We start from the raw sequence: 17,545 nt of genomic DNA, 5'->3' as shown, positions 1-17,545 counted from the left end.
TCACCGCCGCGCCCCCCCCCGCGGGACGCCATCCGCTACTCATTCGATTTATTGCGATTCTTCCTTCTATCAATGGCCAGAGCCACGATTCCAGCCGCAAGCATCACGACACCTCCCAAGACCAGCGGCGCACACAGCGCCACGCCGAGCACAATCATCTGCTTGCTCTTGACTCGGCCACCAGCAAGGACGATCGCAATACCGGCCACAGCCAGCACAGAGAACAACTTGATCCACCACTCTGGACTCGTGAGCCTATCTCGCAACATAAACCTTCAATCACCCATACCAGAGAACGCCACGAAAGGCGCAGCGGCAGCGCCATAGATGAGCAGATCAGGCCCATAAACCGCCGCATAAGGGACGAGGATCGAACCTGTCTGCGTGAACGCACCGGTGGTCATGCTGATGACACCAGGGGCTGTGAACCGCACCCCACCAGCGGCTTTCATGGCCGAATAGATGCCGATCGGGAACACCCTCTGGAAGGCCCCTGCGGCCGAGCCGGGGATCTGAACCACTCTCGCCGTCTTTGCAGGCGACAGCCCCGTGAGCAGCGCATGCGTGACAGGGCTCCTGGAAGCAGCCGATTCAGGCAGCGCAAAGACTCCGTGCTTACCGATCAGCTCTCCTGATGATTTGATCCCTGCCTCGCCAGCTTCGCTCGTAAAATGAATGAGCCCGCCTTCCCCGCTAGCGGCCGCCTTGGCTGCGAGCTTACGCGCGACCGTGCCGCGGAGAGCTTTGATTCCGAGCTTCGCCAACGAGTATCCCGCACCTCCGATGCCCACCGCATCGATCGGATCGAGGAGCGGCGCCTCGAGCGGCCTGTCTTCCTTCGCAACCTGCGCTTGGTGGAAAGCGAGCCGCTCCGCGGGACCGCCATCTACGCAGACGCCAGAGGTGCACATCGCGTCATCCGGATCGATGCTCTGTTCCGGGCTGTCCAGCGACCCCACGTAGGACTGACAACCCCCATCGACGCACTCCTCGGCCAGCCCGGTGGGGTCGACGAACCTCAGCGGGTTGTTCCGTGTGTACGTATACAGCCCCAGGTGGATTGGGCTGTAGACACCGCCGTTCGGCGCCCCCCGCATGTACTGGTCGAGGATCGGATCCGGGCTGAGCCACACCCCGAGCCGCGGCTCATAGCTCCGCGCCCCGTAGTGATAGAGCCCCGTCGACAGGTCGAGCTCCTTGCCGTTGAACAGGTACGGCTGCCGGTTCTGGAACCGCGAGTCGGTCTGGTCGGTCCACAGCTCCCCGCTGGGCAGGTACTCGACGTGCTGGCTCAGCTGCTGGTCCTGATCGGTGACGTACTGCGTGCTGCCGAGGTGGTCGGGGTGGTAGTACAACACCGGCGGCTCCTGGAACCAGTCGGCGTCGATCTTGCTCGCGATCCGCGTCTCGCCCGCGAAGATGTGCTTCGTCGCCGTCACCCCGTTGCGCACCACGAGGTGCTGGTCGACGTACGCCGTCTCCTCCTCGCCGGCCACCCCGGCGTGTACCGCTGCCGCTCGTTTTCCTGGCTCCTCCAAGCTCCAGGTCCGTGCCACCGGTTGACAGCGACATCACGTTCCTCGCGCCGATCGCTAAGGTTCCATCTGCGATGCAAGAGAATGCGCCTTCGATAGGCGTTGGATGTATTTTGTACCGCCGTCGACCCTAGTAATTTCGTCCAGCCGAAGCAGTGTCTTGTACTTGTCGAGCGTACGCACGGATCCCCATTGCCGCAAAACGACAAAATCATCATCGAGCTCCTCGGGCTCTCCGCAGAAGGCCATACTCGAATCCAAGGACTCGACGTACACCGTCGCCGCTCCATAGCGACGATGAAGAACCGTCAACGCCGCCGACAGCTCAATCAAGCAAACATCATCGAATGGCGGCGCAATCTCATGCGAATCTAGCATTTTTCCGATCATTAGAAGCTCTCGGTCCTGAGCGCGAACGCGAGTAATATCACCAGGGCGAACAGCAGTAACACCGTCGTGCTCGCACTGATCGTCAATTCGGCTCATCAGAACCACGTGTTCCGAAAAACCAACAATTCTACCCATCAACCCTTCCTTGCAGAGCCTCTCCCTGTAGACATCAACAACCAAGCGCGTCTCTGCAAATTGTTGCAACTGATCCATGAGCAACGACATCTCAGTATTCCCTTCTTTTGTCGACTTTTTCTCCGAACTGGTCGCGCCCACGTCGCGTGTCGCCCTCTTGGTGCTTCTGACGTGTGGAACCTCGAGCTCCCGACTTATGACCACCCTTGAGTTCACCTCCCGCACGATCAGCGCGGGTATCAGCGGACCCCTGTTGAACGCTTGACTTAAGCTGGTTTTCAAAATTTGCCAGCTCTTTCTTCGTGGGCTTCCTTCCGAGCTTTTCTGTGAGAATATCGGAAGGAGTCTTCGGCTTCCTCGGCGGTTCCGCCTGCGCGGGTGCAGGAGGCTTCGGAGGCTCCTTCGCCCCGCCCCCGCCCGCCGCCGGCGGCGGCGATGGCGCTGAGGTTCCCGTGGGCGTGTCCTCGGGTATGGGGAACGACTCCGGGGGCTTGGGCGGGTCTCCATTCGCGGCAGCATCATAGATCAGGTAACCCGCATAACCTATGGATCCTACGACGACAGCACCAGCAAGAAGGATCTCTCCGGCAGGCGTCGGCTCGACGAGCGCGACCGTGGTGAGCGTCGCAAGAAACTTCCGAGTCGCATCGTCGAATCTCCCGGTCGGGTCGACGAGGACCACAGGGTTGTTGGACGCATACGTGTACAGCCCCAAGTTGATCGGCCTGTACACCCCGCCGTTGATCCTGCCGGCCATGTACTCGGCAAGCACCGGATCCGGGCTGAGCCACACCCCGAGCCGCGGCTCGTAGCTCCGCGCCCCGTAGTAGTAGAGCCCCGTCGACAGGTCGAGCTCCTTGCCGTTGAACAGGTACGGCTGCCGATTCTGGAACCGCGAGTCCGTCTGGTCAGTCCACAGCTCCCCGCTCGGCAGGTACTCGACGTGCTGGCTCAGCTGCTGGTCTTGGTCGGTGACGTACTGCGTGCTGCCGAGGTGGTCGGGGTGGTAGTACAAGACCGGCGGCTCCTGGAACCAGTCCGCGTCGATCTTGCTCGCGATCCGCGTCTCACCCGCGAAGATGTGCTTCGTCGCCGTCACCCCGTTGCGCACCACGAGGTGCTGGTCGACGTACGCCGTCTCCTCCTCGCCGGCCACCCGGTGCAGGTGCACGCGCCGCTCCCCGGCGCCGTCGTACAGCGCCCGCGACAGCTCCTGCCCGTTCTCCCGCACCGACACCAGCCGGTTGTCCTCGTCCCAGCTCAGGACCCGCTGCGGGCTGCCGCGGTACTTCCACTCCTTGTGGTTGCCGTTCGCGTCGTGGAACAGCTCCCGCAGCCGCGGCTGCGACTCCGCCGGCACGAACTCGTCCACCTGATTCGCCGCGTGCGGCCTCGGCCCCGTGTAGCGGTACTCGTTGCGGTACGTCCTCTCCCGGATCGGCTGGTCGAACCGCCATTGCCCGGGGCCATTCGGCACGTAGCGCGCGACCTCCTGCCCCTTCTTCTTCACGTTCCCGAGGACGTCGTACCGGTTATGAACGTGGTGTGACCGCCGCCCCGCATTCGCTCGCGGTACATCGGTGTGCAGAAGCGGCTGTGGTGGGGACGAGCGTCGCGCGACCGGAAGCGCAGCGGCTCGGGTGGTGGTCAAGGCGGAGGAGAGCGAGCGCGCGGCTGGCAGGCTGCGCCGACTGCGGGCAACGTCTGCCGCGCGCCGGCGTCCTCGACCTACCAAACGGGGGATCCAGAGCACGTCTACCACGGCAAGATCGCAAAGCAGGGCGAGGGTCAGGCGCGCTGGATGCTGGTGCAAGCCGCCCAGCACGTCGGCACCCACCCAGGACCGCTCGACAACTTCTTTCGTCGGCTCACCAAGCGCAAGAACCGCAACGTGGCGGTGGTGGCCACCGCGCGCAAGCTGGTGACCATCGCCTATCACATGCTCAAGAACAACGAACCGTATCGCTATGCCGTGCCGCGCTCGACCGACACCAAGCTGGCCCGGATGCGGGTCAAGGCCACCGGCGAGCGGTGCCGGACCGGGCTGCCCAAGGGACAGCCGCGCCCCAAGGCGTACGGCTCGGGCGAGCGCAGCGCCCGCACCGTGCCCGCGCTCGACACGATCGGCACCCGCCCGGCGAGCGCCGGTGACAACGCCGCGGGCCATGTCCACGCAGACCCTTCGTCCCGGCCGGAGGTCGACGTGAATCGTTGTCCCGAGCTTGACACGTTCATAGGTGGTCGTAGCGCACCCGCTGGAACGCCCTCGGCAGCCGCCCCATCTGTTGCATCTGACGATGCTCGGCGATGCGGTCTTCACGCCCACGTGGAAGATCGGGCCCAGCATCGCTCGGGACGCGCCGGCTCGCCGGCGGGCCGGCGAAGAGTCTTCAGTCTGACTCGCCATCGAAACATCGTTCGATTTTCTTACCGCCGAGAGTCTTCCAGCAGCTCCATGCACAACCACTTCCCTCGATTATTGCAAATGTGAAACCGTTGCGCGGCATTCACGGATGGCAATTAGCCATTTGCGACTTCCTTTCTGGCTTTGACAAGTAGCTCCGAATAGTTTGGCGCCAGTGGCTGAACAAGTGTCCTCTCCAAGACGGCCTCCAGCTTCCACAACACCTTTTGTTCTGCGGGATCATCGTACCGCAGCGCTTCGGCATTCTCGTTTCGTGTGAGCCACTCGAACAGAACGATGGCCTCCGCCTCGGTGAGCTGTATGTGTATGCTCTTACTTGCCATGACTGAGTTTCCGGTTCTTGTCAAAATAGGCGACCAGTCGTGACGACGCGCTCAAGCTGCTCGGACGATAGGCGCCACCCGCTTACAAAATTACCCGACATGTCCTCGATCACATTAAGGCCAGTGCGCAGATCAAGGTGATGAGTCACCTCCTTCCCGAGATACCGTCCATTGATGTGTCGCACTCCTGAGCTATTGACATGTTGATGAATCACACGACTGGCATCCGCCGCGCGGCCAGGATTCCATTTCCCGGTGAGTCCGAAGTCCGCACCGTGTTTATCGAAAAATTTCTGAAGGTTCCGAGGTGTACGGAGCAAAACTTTGCTCGCTTTGCCTGCTCCTCCTGCGGCCAAGGCTTCCGCTGTTACCGCGGCTTTCCTCGCAGCCAGCTTGGCGAGCGCCTTGCCTCCGGCCTTCACCAGGGACGCGGCTGTGCCGCCGATGCCCACCGCATCGATCGGGTCGATCATCGATGTTTCTAGCGGCAGGTCTTCTCTCGCGACCTGCGCTTGGTGGAATGCAAGCCGCTCCGCGGGGCCTCCGTCCACGCAGACTCCAGAGGTACACATCGTCTTATCCGGATCGATGCTCTGTTCCGGGCTGTCCAACGGCCCCACGAACGACTGACACCCGCCATCAACGCATTCCTCGGCCAACCCGGTCGGATCGACGAACCTCAGCGGGTTGTTCCGCGTGTATGTGTACACCCCCAGATGGATCGGGTCGTACACCCCGCCGTTCGGCGCCCCCCGCAGGTACTGGTCGAGGATAGGATCCGGGCTGAGCCACACCCCGAGCCGCGGCTCGTAGCTCCGCGCCCCGTAGTAGTAGAGCCCCGTCGACAGGTCGAGCTCCTTGCCGTTGAACAGGTACGGCTGCCGATTCTGGAACCGCGAGTCCGTCTGGTCAGTCCACAGCTCCCCGCTCGGCAGGTACTCGACGTGCTGGCTCAGCTGCTGGTCTTGGTCGGTGACGTACTGCGTGCTGCCGAGGTGGTCGGGGTGGTAGTACAAGACCGGCGGCTCCTGGAACCAGTCCGCGTCGATCTTGCTCGCGATCCGCGTCTCACCCGCGAAGATGTGCTTCGTCGCCGTCACCCCGTTGCGCACCACGAGGTGCTGGTCGACGTACGCCGTCTCCTCCTCGCCGGCCACCCGGTGCAGGTGCACGCGCCGCTCCCCGGCGCCGTCGTACAGCGCCCGCGACAGCTCCTGCCCGTTCTCCCGCACCGACACCAGCCGGTTGTCCTCGTCCCAGCTCAGGACCCGCTGCGGGCTGCCGCGGTACTTCCACTCCTTGTGGTTGCCGTTCGCGTCGTGGAACAGCTCCCGCAGCCGCGGCTGCGACTCCGCCGGCACGAACTCGTCCACCTGATTCGCCGCGTGCGGCCTCGGCCCCGTGTAGCGGTACTCGTTGCGGTACGTCCTCTCCCGGATCGGCTGGTCGAACCGCCATTGCCCGGGGCCATTCGGCACGTAGCGCGCGACCTCCTGTCCCTTCTTCTTCACGTTCCCGAGGACGTCGTACGTGATGTCCAGCGTGTACCGCTGCTGCTCGTGCCCCCGCTCCTGGTAGGTCCCCGACGCCGCGGTCAGCTGGTTCAGGTCGTCGTACGCGAACCGCTGCTGCGTCGTCGCGACCATCACCGCCCCGCCCAGCGACTCGTCGAACGGCGCCACGTTGTCGAGCGCGAGCACATTGCCCACGAGGTCGTAGTCGTAGCGCAGCCGCTGGAACGCCCTCGGCGGACGGCCCATCTGCTGCATCTGCGGCGTCCGGTGATCCGCGTCCACCTCCGACAGCCGCCGCGTCGATTGGTTGTAACGGTACTTCGTCTCGACCCCGTTGCCCGCCACGACCCGCACCCGCTGGCCGAACGCGTCGTACCCGATGTGCCTCAGGTACTCCGTCGTCATCGGCTCGTCCGGGTGCTGCGGATTGACCTTCTGGTTCTCCCCGAGCGCCGACACCAAGAGGCCGCCGCGGTCGTAGCCGTAGCGCACGATCTCCTCGCCGGAGCCGGGGAAGTGGATCTCCTGCATCCGCCCCAGAGAATCGAACACGTAGCTCAGCGTTGCCTGGTACGGCCCCCGGTGCGGCTCGCGCAGCCGCGGGAACTCCGCCACGAGCTCGGCCACGTTCCCGAAGCGATCGTAGCGATAGCTCCGCGTCCCCGCCGCGCTCGTCTCCTGCGTCAGCCGCCCCGCGCGGTTGCCCTTCGCGTCGCCCGCCTCATCGGCGGCGCCGTACGTGTACACCACGTCCTGCGTCACCGGATAGTCGATCTTCGACAGCCGGTTGTAGCTGTACTCGTACCGGATCAGCTGACCGCGCAGCCCGAGCTCCGCCGTCTGCTTCGCGCGGAGGTTCCCGGCCAGGTCATACCGCCACTCCGTGCGCCCCGCGTCGGGGCTCACCAGCTCCACCATCCGGCCAACCGAGTCGTACGTCGCCGTGGTCGCGTTGTTGCGCGCGTCCGTCACCCGCACCAGCTCGCCCAGCGGGTTGTGCTCGTACCGCGTCACGATCTGCCGCGGAGCTCCGTCGACTGTGTTCCACTCCTCCACCGCCGCGATCCGCCCGCCCACGTCCCGGTAGCTGCTCCGCGACTTGCCGTTCGCGTCGATCACCGTCTCCTGGAAGAGCAGCCGCCCGTCGAACTGCACCACGTCGTACTCGATCAGCGTTCGCGCATGGCCGTCCGTCTCCGTGGCCTTCGGGTCGGGCGCCTCGACCCGCCGCGTCCGCGACAGCACGTCGTAGTGAACGTGCGTGGGCCTCAGGAGCCCCACGGCCACGAACGTCGTGTCCGGCTCCACGCTGAACACCGGCTGCCCCTGCTCTTTCACCCGGCCCAGCGCGTCGAACGCCACCGCGCCGCTCACCGTCATCCCAACCTCGGTGCCCGTGCCCGTGTCGCGCTCCAGGTCCTTCTTGGTCTGGATCACCCGCCCGAGCCCATCGGCGAACGTCACCGTCACGATCGGATCGCCCGGGTGCTCCGCGTCCTTGTGGCTCGTTTTCGCCCAGGCTGGCGGCGCCGTCGACTGATCGGGCTGGAGCGCATACTCGAACCCGACCGCTGGCTCGCCCTCTCCGTCGAGGTCTTCCTCGCTCCAGATCTTGCTCGGCGTGCATCCGACCGGAAGTGCCTGCGGCTCGGTGAGGTCGTTCGGCCCCCAGACCCCGATCAGCCGGCCGAAGGCGTCGTACCGATGGGCGATCGTGTGCCCGTTGACGTCCGTCTCCTGCGCGACCGTGCCGAACAGGGGGTTGGGCACGCTGATCGAGCGGTACCCGAAGCTGTCGGTCACGCACGTGCGGTAGCTCTGCGTCAGCGCATCGTAGCCGTAGGTCAGCTTGTAGCCGGTCGGATCGGTGAAGGTCACGAGGTTGCCGACCTCATCGTGCTCGAGGCGCCAGGTCGCCTGGTCGCCCGCATACGGCGAGCCGTCCGGCCGCTTGCCCCCGGAGATGACGTTCGTGAGCGTCTCGACCGCGCCTGTGCCCGGCCCGTACGTCGCCGTGCGCTCGCGCAGCACGCGCCCCTCCGCGTCCATCGTCTGCACCAGCCTCGGCTTCACGAAGTAGGGCGCGTCGTCCTGCTCGTACTTGATGTGGTGGTGCACGTCGTCGGCCGAGGTCCCCTCCTCGCCGTAGGAGGACACGTCGGTGAGATTGCCGTCCCCATCATAGAACCGCGTCTCCCGCGTGTGCTTGTGAACCGCCGCCGGGTCGCCCGTGGTCCCCTCATAGAACGCGCTCCTCCGCTCCGTCTCCCTCGGGAAGAACCACCCGTTCGCCGCGACCTGCTCCAGATCGGGCGCCAGGTGCTCGACCTCCTCGACCGTGTAGAGCATCCCCTCGCCGTCGCGCAGCGTCGAGCGCGCCGCGAGCCCGCGCCGGTAGACGTCCTCGTTCCGGTAATCGACCTCCTCGACCGACATCGCGGAGACCCCATCCTCATCCTGGCCCAGCGTCGTCGTCGTGACACGCCGGTACCCGAGGTCCAGCCGCTCATCGCGGTGGTACACCCCGTCCCCGTACGTGCCGATCTGCGTCCAGTACGTGTGCACCCCGTGCGCGCCGCTCACGCCCTCCACGCCGTCGCGCACGACCACGTCGCTCAGCACCCACTGGCTCGACGGCATGTCGACCACCGCCGTCCTATCGTCGATCGCCGTGCGCGCGTCATCCGCGGGCAGCCCGCTCTCGTCCACCGGCCCGTTCGTCAGGACCTCCCTCGGCACCACCAGATTGCCCTCGCGCCGGTAGTCGAGCTCCACGCTCCCGCCGAGCGGCCGGTGCACGCGCCAGAGCAGGTTCGCCTTGCCGATGGCATTTTTGCGCGCCCGCACCGCGCTGTCGCCGTCCCGCTTCAGCACGTGGTCGGCCAGCCCGTCGCCGTCGATGTCCTCGAACCCGAGCTGCGCCCCCCCGCTGCCCTCGGAGTAGTAGACCGACCCGCCAATGCAGACGAAGTAACAGACCTGGAGCGACACGCTGCCGTCGAGGCTCTCCGAGCGCCGGAAGCCCACCGCATCGCCGCTGCCCATGAACGTGTACTCCTGTGGGTCGAGGTTCACGCCCCAGGCGCCGGCCGGCCACTCTTCCTCCGCGGCGAACCGGTCGCCGAGGTTCAGCTGCACCCGGAACGACGTCTCCTCCGGATCCTTCATCACCTTGTCGGGCAGCCCGTCGCCGTTCATGTCGACGAAGTCCACGATCGTGCGCGCCGTCGTGCGCGTGTAGCCGATCCCGGCGCCCACGCTCGCGCTCACCGCGCCGCTGGAGCCGCCCGCGCTCGCCCCGAACCCGACGCTCTGCGCGCCCGTGTCCTCCAGCCGCACCGCCTCCACGCCCGCCGCGTCCGAGAAGAAGCCCAGCACCTCGCCGAGCGCGTTGTTCAGCTCGCCGGCGTCGAAGCTGGCCTTGGTGAACCCGTCCCGCTGCCACGGCACCGGCGCGGTGAACCGGTAGCCGAGGTTCAGGGCCGCCGTCATCTGCCCGCTCACGGGGTTCTGCATCACCTGGTCGACCAGCCCGTCGCCGTTGATATCGAGCAGCTCCACGTGCGCCGCCGACAGTCCGTAGCTCGTCCCGGCGCTGAAGCTCGTGCGCAGGTATCCTTGCGAGCGCCCCCGGCTGTCGGTCTTGTTGAGCGTCTGCTCCTCCTCGTCTCCCGCGCTGAACGTGAGCGACGCGAGGTCGCCCGTCAGCCGCACCGTCCGGTGCTCCACCCGCCGCAGCGCCTCCGGCAGCGAGAACGACGCGCTCGGCCCGAACCCCTTGCCCGTATTGAGCACCGCGCCCTCGCGCGTCACGCGGTCCGGGTAGCGGTCGCCGTTCAGATCGATCAGCTCCAGGTCCGTCGTCGTGCTGCCGAAGCTATAGCCTCCTCCCACGGGGCCCGCGCCCGCCGTGAGCTCCGCATTCCACGTCTCCGCGTACCGCACGCTGCCCCGGTGGCGCTGCCCCGACAGCCGCCCCACCACCGACGGCAAGACCCGATCGCCGCCCACGAACGCCTCCGACGCCGCCGCGCCCCAGATCCGCGTGCCGTCCTCCTGCGAGAGCGGCACCGCGAGCGTGAAGCCGCGCTCGGGGTCGCGCGTCGGAAACAGGATGTCCGCCTCGGAGAACGCGCGGTCTCCGTTCATGAAGCCGATCGACCAGCCGTGGAATCCACCCGCCGTCGGGTCCTGCGGCGCCCCGTCGACGAGCGCCTCGGACGCCGGATCCGGCACGAGGACGGTGAACCACACCGGCGCCCCATCGATGCTCGCGCCGATGATCGCTCCGTTGCTGTCGGCTGCGTTCGTCTGGAAGAGCGTGACGTAGATCGGCTCGCCGGCCTGGACCTCCAGGTCCACCGCCATGGTCACCGCGCTTCCGGCGCTGCTCGCAGGCACGTACAGCTGCTTGTGGAGCAGCCGGTGCACGCCTTGCACCAGCAGCGTCAGCGACGTGTTCCCCGGTACGACCACCGTCCCCTCGAGCCGCACCGTGCCCGTCTCGGTCGCGATCCAGGGCGAGCGGCGCGCCCCCGGCCTCCACCGCTGCACCGGCATCGCCACGTACGGCTGCTGCTGGATCAGCGCCATCGGAAGCGGCGCGTCCTCGGCCGTGTCGCTGTCCAGCTTGCAGCCGGCGCGGCCGTTCGGCTGGATCGCGCACTGCACCGGCCCGCACCGCCGCTCGCCCGTCTGCCGATCGGCCCGGCAGTAGGTCCGGTAGTCGACCGTCGGCGTCCACGAGACGCGCGCCGGGTCGTCCGGCACGTCCGACTTCACCCGGAACCACAGCCGATCGCCCTCCTTCACCCGCACCAGGCCGTTCTCATCGCCGTGAATGCGTCCCGCGAGCGCCAGCACCCCTGCGTCCGCGCTCACCACCTCCTCATCCATCACGCTGTGGAACGTGCCCTCGCTCTCCCGCGCGATCGAGACCCGCAGCTGATCGCTCGTCGACTCTTTCACCAGATCGCCGGTGATGCTCACGAGGCCATCGGACGACGCGACCCACGGCACCTCGGGCCGCCCCCCGAGGCGATGGTCCTGCGCGTACTCGAATCGGTGGATGGGCCGGCCGTCCGGCCCCACCTGCCCGAGCAGCTCCTCGCTGACCTCGTAGGTGATCGTCGGGCTCCACGACAGAAGGTCGGACGCCGTGTTCACCACCCGCTCCGGGTCGATCTCGGGCGCCGCGCTCACCCGGAAATAGAGACGATCGCCCGCGAGCACGTGGACCGAGAGCGGCGCGCCCCCGCAATCGCCCGCGCCGATCGCGCACGGTCCGAGCTCGTCCGGACCGAACACGTGGCCGAACAGCGGCGGCAGCTCCCCGTTGCGCACCAGCTCCACGCGCAGCCCGTCGCCGCCCGCCTCCTGTTTTTGCAGCACGCCCCCGATGCGCACGTCCCCCTCGAACGGCGCGATCCACCGCAGCATCGGGTCGGCCGGAAAGAAGTCGGCGCGCGACGCCAGCGCGAAGTCCGGGCGGCCCGACGGCGCGCTGCCGTCGACGGCCCCCCAGTCCTTCGCGCCCAGGAACCCGCCGCGCCGATCGTTGAGCGCGACCTGGAGCTGCCCGAGGTCCCCGACCGACACGAGATCGGGGAACCCGTCGCCGTTGAGATCCGAGACGACCCGCTCGTCTTCCGCCCGGCTGCGCGTGTACGCCGCCGACGCGCTGAGCGCATCGCCCACGTTGATGCCCGCGTGAACGCTCCATCCCGAGGTGTCCATCAGCCCGAGATCCTCCGGGGAGAGCCCGCTGAGGTGGAACGGATCGAAGTGATTGTTGTCGGGAAGGCGCAGCAGGTTGCGCAGCGCGTCCCCGCCGTCGCCGGCGAAGTCGGGCAATCCGTCCCCGTTCAGGTCGAGCAGGCTGGCGCGCGTCGTCTGGTCGCCGCTGTACCCGCCGCCGCCCACGCTGACGATGCCGAGGAGCCCCACCGACACGCTGCCGCCGAAGGCCGAGTCCTCCGTGCGCGACAGGCCTTTTCGAGGCCACGCCTGCCCCCAATTCTCGGCCTCGGCCGCGAACGCACCGGGCTGCCCCGACGCGGTGCGCGGCGCGCGGAAATACTCGAACGTGTGTCGATAGAGCTCCTCGCTCGTGAGCGTCCCCTCGCCGTCGCGGGTCCCCTTGCCAGAGACCGCGATCGCCTGGAGCAAGCTCTTGCCGAAGTCCCCTTCGGCGTACTCGAGCGCGTAGCTGCGGATGATCGTCTCGCCGAACCGCACGTCCACGCGCCGGAGCCGCTCGCTGGTCTGCTCCAAGAAGCCCGGCCTGCCGTTCAGCGTCACGTCGTTCCGGCCGCCCTCCGAGAGGAAGTCGACGGCATACGCCGCCTCGACGCCCTGCGACGTGTTGGCCGTGTACTCGATGCGCTCGGGGTGCACCTCGATGTGCGGCGCCGGGCCCGAGGGCTCGACCCGATGCGCGTAATGGAAGAACATCTGGTTGCCGAACGGGTCGCGGACCTCCTCCAGGTACCAGCGGAACACGTTGCTCGGCCGGTCCGGATCCGGCTCGGCGAGCCGCGCGTTTTCGCTGCGGCCGTACACATACGTCGTCCCGTCCTTGTCCGTGACCTCCCAGTGATAGCTGTCCGGTCCGGTCCCGTGGCGCCGGATCCGCGCAAAGCGCCCCTCCACCCGCTGCCGGTAGACCTGCGGCTCGACCGACACGTCGCCAGTCCGCACGAGCTCGCTTCCGTCGAGCGCATACCGCTCCTCGCCCGTCGCGTACGTCGGGACCCCGAAGCGCGTGTCGATCTCCACCCGCGACAGCCGCAGATCCCAGCCCACGCCGAGCCACCCGTTGCGGTGCTCGCTGTCGTAGCCGATGGCGAGCGACGGCTGGATTCCGTTGCGCCCCGGCGGGACCTCGATCGGGTGGCTCAGCTGCGCCGCGCCGCTCGAAGTCGCCTCCGGCGGCGCGATCAGCGCCACGCCGGCGAGCGGGCTGCCGAGCGCGAGCCCCTTGATGCTGCTCGGATCGAACGAGCGCGCCCCGGGCGCGTCGGGCATCGCCAGCGTCGCGTTGATGAAATCGGTGAAGTGATCGGTCAGGCTCGCCAGCTTGCCCTTCGCGGCCTCACCATCCCGCTCGACGCGCTGCCAGGTGCCGAGCGCCTCGTCGAAATAGAAGCCCATCACGTGCTGCGCCGTCATCCCCGGAGGAATCGCGTGCTCGTCAATCGGCAGCGTCAGCCGCACCGGCTTCTTGAACCTGAGGCCGTGCGGCCCGAAGCGGTAGGCCTTTCCGCCGGGCGTGACGTTGACCATCGCACGCCCCATCGGCCGCACCTCGCCCGCTGGCAGCGGCCGGATCGTGATCCGCACCGGCTCGTCCACCGCGCCCTGCGGGATCTCCAGGACAGCCCCCTCGAACGCCACCACCCGGGCCTGGTCGGGGAGCACCATTTCTCCATGGGGCGCCCCCACGTCCTCGACCAGCGGCGCGTCGAGACGAGGCCCCAAGAGCAGCCCCCCTGTGCCGTCGCTCGGCAGCCGCAATGGAATCGCCGAGAGCGCCACCCCGCCGCCCGGAGGCGATAAGGGCAAAAGCCGCGGCTCCGGCGGCCCGGCCAGCGCGAGGCCCTCGTGCCCCCGCCCGAGCAAGAGCACCACGGCACAAAATACCACGAGACGATACGACCAGCCCGCGTGTCGCATTCGAGATCCCCCGACGCAAGGTCCGTTGGTTGGCGCACAGGGATCCACGACAGAATGCACCGTGTCAATCTGCTCTTCGCGAAAGCAACAAATGGGCGCCGACGTCGTCTCCGAGCCCCAGCCGCCTCTTCATGAAAGCTACACACATGCCTTCCGCGATCAGCCCAAGATCGCGGCCAGGTTCGTATCGCGCTACCGGACCAGCCTGCGGCGGCGCTCCCGCGAAAAGGCCAAGCCCATCGAGCCCGTCACCGCCCCGGCGTCGAGCCCGGAGCTGACCCCGGAAGCGTAACGTCGCCCGCGGAACGCGTTCCTCTCACGCCCGCACCCGATCCTCTCACGCCCACACCCGATCCTCTCACGCCCGCGCCCGATCCTCTCAGGCCCGCGCCCGATCCTCTCCCTCCCCCACCCGATCCTCGAAGAGGCCGTGTTAGAAGGCCGCGTGCACTTCACCATCTGTCACGAGCTCGACGCCCCCCTCGACGCCGTCGAGCTCGCCGTGCTGTCGCCGGAGCTCGGCCCGCGGCTGGCCACCAAGGTCGCCTCCCTCGAGAGCGTCGTGTCCGTCGAGCACGCGCTCCGCGACGGCGAGCTCCTCCGCATCCTCCGCTTCCAGGCGAGCGCGCCGCTGCCGATCTTCAAGGACTACCCCGTCGCCAAGGACGCCATGTCCTGGGAGGAGCGCTCGACCTACCGGCTCTCCGATCACGCCTCCACGTGGCAGGTCAGCCCGAAGGAGCAGTGGCGCAGCTACTTCCGCTCCGCAGGCACCTACCGGCTCGAGCGCCTGCCCCAGGGACGCACCCGCCGCCGCGTCGACGGCGACATCGAGATCCGGCTGCGCCTGCTCGGCCCCCTCGTCGAACGCCTCGCCCTCGCCGAGGTCCAGCGGACGTACGACGCCGAAGCGGATACGCTCCGGGAGCTCGTCACCGCATGAACGACCTACCCCGCCCCGAGACCCCCGCCCGCCGCGCCCGCTTCGCCCGCCCCGCCGCCGCGCTCCTCGGCCTGTGCGCGCTCGCCGCCCACGCCGCCGCGCACGCCGCGCCGACCGACAGCCCCGCGCAGCCGATCCCCGACCCGGGCAAGCCCGTCGCCAGCAGCGACGACACCTCGGCCATCGCGGTGAACCCCGCGAACCTCTCCTTCCTGCCTGGCACGGAGCTCCGGTGGACCTGGGTCTCCACCGGCTCGGCCTCGCCGCTGCCCGCGCGCGGCCACGCGTTCGCGCTCGGCGTGCCGCTCTGGTTCGTGTCGACCGGCCTGCGCTTCGACTTCATCGACCCGCCCGGGGCCGCGCCGGCGCCGTTCGACAGCCCCTCGCGGTGGGTCCGCTGGGGGCTCGCGCTCGACACCGGCCCGGGCTTCGCGTTCGGCACGACGCTCGGCTGGGGCAGCTCCGACGCGCCGGCGCTCGACGGCTACTTCTCCCTCACGAGCGGCATCACCCTCCGGCCCTTCACCTGGCTCTCCCTCTCGGCCGTCGCGCGCGACTGGAACCGCCCCGAGAACCGCCTCGGCGAGGCCCTCGAGCGCAGCTACGATTTCGGCGTCGCGGTGCGGCCCATCTCCGGCAGGCGCGCGCTCGAGATCGGGCTCGAGACCGCCTACGCCGAGAACAGCGACCCCGACCGGAGCGGCACCTTCACGCCGCGCGCGACGCTCGGCCTGCGCGTGCCCTACGTGGGCACCCTCCGGGGCGACGTGACGCTGCGCGACCTCGCCAGAGAGGACGGCCCCGAGGTCGCCGCCATGGCCGGCCTCGACATCAACGTCGGCGAGCTCCAGGTCTCCGGCGGCGGCGTCTTCGGGAACGCCGTCACCAAGAGCGGCACCGGCTTCTACACCAGCGTCGCGCTCCGCAGCTTCTCCGAGCCGGGCGTCCGGCGGCTGCCCCGCGTCGTCCGCGTCCGACTCGACTCGACCCCGGGCGTCCGCAGGCACACGCGGCTCCTGCAGCAGCTCTGGCGCCTCGCCGAGGCCCCGGAGGTCTCCGGGGTCGCGCTCGTGCTCCGCGCCGAGCCGGCCAGCTCGCTCGCCCACGCCGAGGAGGTCGCCGACGCGATCCGCAACCTCCGGAGCCACGGCAAGAAGGTCCTCTGCCACCTCGAGGACGCCGGCGGCCGCTCGCTCCACGTGTGCTCGCACGCCGACGCCATCGCGATGAACCCCGCGGGCGGGCTGCGCTTCTCCGGCATCTCGTCGAGCTACTTCTACTTCGGCGGGCTCCTCAAGAAGCTCGGCGTGCAGGCAGATCTCGTCCGCATCGGCCCGCACAAGCTCGCCGCCGAGCAGTTCGCGCGCGAGGGCAGCACCCAGGTCGGCAAGGACGACCACCAGGCGCTGCTCGATCAGCTGAGCGGCGCCTTCCTCGACGCGGTGAGCGCCGGGCGCCGCATCCCCGTCGAGGAGCTCAAGCGGCGGCTCGCGCGCGGCCCGTTCCTCGCGCAGGAGGCGCGGCAGAGCGGCCTCGTCGACGTGCTCGCCTACGACGACGAGCTCGGCCGCGTCATCGACGAGGTGATGGGGCGCGCCTCCCGCGTCGTCGACGACGACCCGGGCGACGAGGCGCCGGAGCGCTGGGGCTACTCGCCCAAGGTCGCCCTCGTCTACCTCGACGGCGACATGATCGACGGCGAGAGCCGGTCGATCCCGCTCCTCGGCGTCAAGCTCGCGGGCTCGTACACGGTCGCCGGCGCGCTGCGCCGCGCGCGCGAGGACGGCAACGTCCGCGCCGTCGTGCTCCGCGTGGAGACCGGCGGCGGCTCGACGCTCGCGTCGGACGTCATCCTCCGCGAGGCGATCCTCACCGCGCGCGTGAAGCCGCTCATCGTCTCGATGGGCTCGCAGGCCGCGAGCGGCGGCTACTACGCCTCCGTCGCCGGCGGCCAGATCTTCGCGAACCGCTCCACCGTCACCGGCTCCATCGGCATCTTCTACGGGAAGGTCGACGTCACCGGGCTGCTCCAGAAGCTCGGCGTCGGCATCGAGACGTTCCGCTCGTCGCCGCGCGCCGACGCCGAGTCGATCTACCGGCCGTTCACCGACGACGAGCGCGAGCAGCTCGGCGTCAAGGTCAAGCAGCTCTACGACCGGTTCGTCGCCCGCGTCGCCGAGGGCCGGCGCATGCGGCCCGACGAGGTCGACGCCATCGCGCGCGGGCGCGTCTGGACCGGCGCCCAGGCCCTGGAGCGCCGGCTCGTCGATCGCGTCGGCGGGCTGCGGGAGGCGCTCGCCGAGGCGCGCCGGCTCGGCCAGCTGCCCGACGACGCGCCCGTCCTGTCCCTCCCCGAGGAGGACACGTCGCTCCTCGGCTACGCGCTCAGCCTGGTCGGCCTCTCGGCGCAGGCCCAGGGCGAGCTCGCGACGGCGACCATCCCGCCCGTCATGCTCGACGCCGCGCGCGCCCTCACGCCCTTCCTCGTGTTCGGCGCCGACAGGCCGCTCGCGCGCAGCGAGTTCGCCGGCGAGATCTCGTTCGGCGCCCCCGCCACGGCGCGCGAGGACGAGCCCGCGCCGCCGTCGCTCGAGGAGCGCTGAGCC

Annotated in this window: 10 protein-coding genes; 4 read left to right on the top strand and 6 right to left on the bottom strand. The window is 68.5% G+C overall.

Features of this window, described 5'->3' with window-relative positions; translation table 11 throughout:
* Positions 1-35: 35 nt before the first annotated feature.
* The 4 genes from WMF20_RS47105 to WMF20_RS47090 all read right to left on the bottom strand — a co-directional run bounded on the left by WMF20_RS47105 (position 36) and on the right by WMF20_RS47090 (position 3,570).
* A complete protein-coding gene (locus WMF20_RS47105) occupies positions 36-227 on the bottom strand; it encodes a hypothetical protein (RefSeq protein WP_437608250.1) in 192 nt (63 codons plus the stop codon).
* Between the two features lie 48 nt (positions 228-275).
* Positions 276-1,496, bottom strand: coding sequence for an RHS repeat domain-containing protein (locus tag WMF20_RS47100; RefSeq protein WP_437608249.1), 1,221 nt, complete (start codon positions 1,494-1,496; stop codon positions 276-278).
* Between the two features lie 96 nt (positions 1,497-1,592).
* Complete coding sequence (locus WMF20_RS47095; RefSeq protein ID WP_437608248.1) at positions 1,593-2,138, bottom strand: hypothetical protein; 546 nt, start codon at positions 2,136-2,138, stop codon at positions 1,593-1,595.
* A 13-nt stretch (positions 2,139-2,151) separates the two neighbouring features.
* On the bottom strand, positions 2,152-3,570 hold the full coding sequence (locus WMF20_RS47090; protein ID WP_437608247.1) for an RHS repeat domain-containing protein: 1,419 nt from the start codon (positions 3,568-3,570) through the stop codon (positions 2,152-2,154).
* 72 nt (positions 3,571-3,642) lie between these two features.
* Between WMF20_RS47090 and WMF20_RS47085 the strand changes: the two genes are divergently transcribed.
* Positions 3,643-4,551 (top strand): hypothetical protein, encoded by a 909-nt coding sequence (locus tag WMF20_RS47085; protein ID WP_437608246.1) that lies wholly within the window; start codon positions 3,643-3,645, stop codon positions 4,549-4,551.
* A 29-nt stretch (positions 4,552-4,580) separates the two neighbouring features.
* Here WMF20_RS47085 and WMF20_RS47080 read toward each other — a convergent pair whose 3' ends face one another.
* Positions 4,581-4,808 (bottom strand): hypothetical protein, encoded by a 228-nt coding sequence (locus WMF20_RS47080; protein ID WP_437608245.1) that lies wholly within the window; start codon positions 4,806-4,808, stop codon positions 4,581-4,583.
* Positions 4,809-4,828: 20 nt separating this feature from the next.
* Positions 4,829-13,951 (bottom strand): SpvB/TcaC N-terminal domain-containing protein, encoded by a 9,123-nt coding sequence (locus WMF20_RS47075; RefSeq protein ID WP_437608244.1) that lies wholly within the window; start codon positions 13,949-13,951, stop codon positions 4,829-4,831.
* Positions 13,952-14,087: 136 nt separating this feature from the next.
* Here WMF20_RS47075 and WMF20_RS47070 point away from each other — a divergent pair, with 136 nt between their 5' ends.
* From WMF20_RS47070 to sppA, 3 genes are all read left to right on the top strand, one after another.
* Positions 14,088-14,288, top strand: a complete 201-nt coding sequence (locus WMF20_RS47070; protein WP_129580365.1) for a hypothetical protein — start codon at positions 14,088-14,090, stop codon at positions 14,286-14,288.
* A 153-nt stretch (positions 14,289-14,441) separates the two neighbouring features.
* On the top strand, positions 14,442-14,939 hold the full coding sequence (locus tag WMF20_RS47065; protein ID WP_129580364.1) for a DUF2505 domain-containing protein: 498 nt from the start codon (positions 14,442-14,444) through the stop codon (positions 14,937-14,939).
* Complete coding sequence (sppA, locus tag WMF20_RS47060) at positions 14,936-17,542, top strand: signal peptide peptidase SppA (RefSeq protein WP_437608243.1); 2,607 nt, start codon at positions 14,936-14,938, stop codon at positions 17,540-17,542. Before WMF20_RS47065 ends, sppA begins: the two co-directional genes overlap by 4 nt.
* Positions 17,543-17,545: the final 3 nt, after the last annotated feature.

Source organism: Sorangium sp. So ce834 (genome assembly GCF_051521425.1).
In the GTDB taxonomy this organism is placed as follows: domain Bacteria; phylum Myxococcota_A; class Polyangia; order Polyangiales; family Polyangiaceae; genus Sorangium; species Sorangium cellulosum_D.
This window is presented reverse-complemented; position numbering and strand designations above follow the sequence as displayed.